At 64.6% G+C, this 698-nt stretch carries 1 protein-coding gene; it reads right to left on the reverse strand.

From position 1 onward, the window contains the following. A partial coding sequence (locus G3N98_RS39535) for a 3-hydroxybutyrate dehydrogenase (protein ID WP_206151154.1) occupies window positions 1-698 on the reverse strand: 698 nt, incomplete at both ends.

Raw genomic sequence — 698 nt, forward strand, 5'->3', positions numbered from 1 at the left:
AACAGCACCGTCTGCGCGACGTCCTGAACGGTCGTGAACACGCCGTCGACCGTATTGCCGAGCATCACCTTCTTCACCACTTCCTCTTCGCTGATCCCGAGCTCCTTCGCCTGCTCCGGAATCTGCTTGTCGACCAGCGGCGTGCGCACGAAGCCCGGACACACGACGTGCGAGCGCACGTTGTGCTTCGCGCCTTCCTTCGCCAGCACGCGGGCCAGGCCGAGCAGGCCGTGCTTGGCCGTCACGTACGCCGACTTCAGCGGCGACGCTTCGTGCGAGTGCACCGAACCCATGTAGATCACGACACCGCCGCGATCGTCCTTGTACATGTGCTTCAGCGCGGCCTTGGTCGTGAGGAACGCGCCGTCGACGTGGATCGCCTGCATCTTCTTCCAGTCGGCGAACGAATAGTTCTCGATCGGGTTGACGATCTGGATGCCCGCGTTCGACACGAGGATGTCGACCGAGCCGAACGTTTCGGCCACCTTGTCGATACCGCTGTTCACGGCTTCCTCGTTCGTCACATCCATCGCGACGCCGATCGCCTTGCCGCCTGCCTTGACGATCTCGTCGGCGACCGCGTTCGCGCCGTCCTGGTTCAGGTCGGCGATCGCGACGGCCGCGCCCGCTTTCGCGAGCTCGAGTGCGATTTCCTTGCCGATGCCGCTCGCGGCGCCCGTGACGACTGCGGTCTTGCC

This window comes from Burkholderia sp. Tr-20390 (assembly GCF_017104595.1).
Lineage (GTDB): Bacteria > Pseudomonadota > Gammaproteobacteria > Burkholderiales > Burkholderiaceae > Burkholderia.